General features: G+C 47.7%; 3 protein-coding genes and 1 pseudogene. 3 read left to right on the top strand and 1 reads right to left on the bottom strand.

Going from position 1 to position 2,137, the window contains the following annotated elements:
• A partial coding sequence (locus ACTHUT_RS18570; protein ID WP_440419359.1) for an LON peptidase substrate-binding domain-containing protein occupies positions 1–587 on the bottom strand: 587 nt, incomplete at its 3' end.
• Positions 588–800: 213 nt separating this feature from the next.
• Here ACTHUT_RS18570 and ACTHUT_RS18565 point away from each other — a divergent pair.
• From ACTHUT_RS18565 to ACTHUT_RS18555, 3 genes and pseudogenes are all read left to right on the top strand, one after another.
• Positions 801–1,076 (top strand): HP0495 family protein, encoded by a 276-nt coding sequence (locus ACTHUT_RS18565; protein ID WP_250600624.1) that lies wholly within the window; start codon positions 801–803, stop codon positions 1,074–1,076.
• Positions 1,076–1,678, top strand: coding sequence for a lipoyl(octanoyl) transferase LipB (gene lipB, locus ACTHUT_RS18560; RefSeq protein WP_250600626.1), 603 nt, complete (start codon positions 1,076–1,078; stop codon positions 1,676–1,678). Before ACTHUT_RS18565 ends, lipB begins: the two co-directional genes overlap by 1 nt.
• 129 nt (positions 1,679–1,807) lie before the next feature.
• A pseudogene (locus tag ACTHUT_RS18555) lies at positions 1,808–2,137 on the top strand (lipoyl synthase); the annotation flags it as partial.

The raw sequence follows: 2,137 nt of genomic DNA, 5'->3' as shown, positions 1-2,137 counted from the left end.
CGGTCAACAATGCCGGCAGTCTCCAATACATATTGACGCTGCTCCAATTTCAGCTGCAAATGCGCGGCAATGGTATCTGCAAGGCGGCTGTTGTCATCAATGCTGCTGATGGTACTGATGACTTCGGCAGGGATTTTTTTGTTCAACTTCGCATATTGCTCAAATTGAGTCAGCAGAGTACGGCGCAAGGCCTCAATTTCAGGATTGTCCTTGTCGCTATTCTCATCAATCGCCTCAACATGAGACAAAAACAATCCGCCTGTTTCATCAACCGTCAACGCACGCGCACGACGGATACCTTCTACCAATACTTTAACGGTGCCGTCAGGCAGCTTCAAAACCTGCAAAACTTGGGCAACCGTACCGGTTTGGTGCAAATCTTCAGCTTTAGGGTCTTCTGTATTAGGGTCAAGCTGGGCCAACAGGAAAACCGGATCATCATTGGCCATTGCCGCCTCAAGGGCCGCAATCGATTTAGGACGACCGACGAACAGCGGCAATACCATATGCGGATACACCACGACATCGCGTAAAGGCAAGGTAGCCAGCGCACTGTATTCCTCGAAATATTTGTCTTTTGTCGGCATAGTTAGAAATCTCAATCATTGTTAAATCAGAATGTAGCTCAAAATTGGGCTGAAGCGCTGCATTTCAAGACTTGAAAACAGCTTATCCGCACCTATTTTCGAAAACATCATTTTTAATAGCCCGATATGGACGTTTACGATAAAATACATCGGATTTCGGGCCATCTGAAAACTTTTCAGACGGCCCAAGCAAACCAAACAAGGCAGTAAACCATGACAGACTCAACTGAAAAAAAATCACTGATTGAATTTCCCTGCACTTTCCCCTTGAAAGTTATGGGCGTAGTTCATCCCGAATTCGAATCCGCCATCTTGGAAACCGTGCGCAAACACGCTCCCGATACCGAGCCACACCACATTACTACGCGTCCAAGCAGCAAAGGCAACTACACCGGCGCAACCGTCAAAGTAAATGTCGACAACCAAGAGCAGCTCGACAATATCTACCGCGACCTGACTGCACACGAATTGGTAAAAGTGGTGCTGTAATGAAAATCGTGCACAAAGGCTTGGTCGATTACCTGCCGACTTTCGAAGCCATGAAGGCATTTAATGCCTCGCGTGACGAAAACACCGAAGACGAATTATGGGTGGTCGAACATCCACCCGTATTTACCCAAGGCTTGGCCGGCAAGCCCGAACACCTCCTCATTCGCGACGATATTCCCGTTGTCCAAATCGACAGAGGCGGTCAAATTACCTATCACGGCCCCGGCCAATTGGTCGTCTATACGATGATCAATTTCAAACGCCGTAAAACCAGTGTCCGCCATATCGTTTCCGCACTTGAAAACAGCATTATCGCCACCTTGGCAGAATACGGCATCGAAGCAGCCGCCGACCCAAAACGTCCCGGCGTTTATGTCGGCGGGCGTAAAATCGCTTCCCTGGGCCTGCGTATCAAAGACGGCTCCGTTTACCACGGCTTGGCTCTCAACGTGAATATGGATTTAAGTCCGTTTACCCATATCAACCCCTGCGGTTATGCCGGTATGGAAATAACCCAAATTGCCGACTATGTCTCTCCGGCACCTAGTTTGGTAGAAGTTTCAGACAAACTGACCAAGCATTTACAAAAAGAGCTGGCATAAGGTCGTCTGAAAATATTCAGCCCCAATGCCACCTTTTAACTGCCCCTCTGAACCCACAAGCCCTTAGGTCATAAAGACTACGATAAGCTTTTCAGACGGCCTTTATAACGACAGAAAGAACACATCACCATGAGTGAAGAAGTAAAAAACGATCCCAAACGCGGCATCAAACTGAAAGGCGCAGACAAAACTGCACGCATTCCGATTAAAGTTGTTCCATTGGAACAAAAATTGAAAAAGCCCGAATGGATCCGCGCCAAATTACCGGGCAAGAAATTCTTTGAAATCAAAAACATTCTTCGCGAACAAAAAATGCATACCGTATGCGAAGAAGCATCTTGTCCAAACATCAGCGAATGCTTTACCAAGGGTACGGCCACATTCATGATCATGGGTGATATTTGTACCCGCCGCTGCCCGTTCTGCGACGTTGGCCATGGCCGCCCTAACATGTTGGAT

This window comes from Neisseria sp. P0022.S010, from assembly GCF_051956635.1.
The sequence above is the reverse complement of the archived record's forward strand: the minus strand, read 5'-3'. Positions and strand labels throughout refer to the sequence as shown.

Excerpts from the sequence above, each read along its gene's own strand:
- ACTHUT_RS18565 (WP_250600624.1), top strand. The coding sequence starts at position 801 with ATGACAGACTCAACTGAAAAAAAATCACTGATTGAATTTCCCTGCACT.
- lipB (WP_250600626.1), top strand. The coding sequence starts at position 1,076 with ATGAAAATCGTGCACAAAGGCTTGGTCGATTACCTGCCGACTTTCGAA.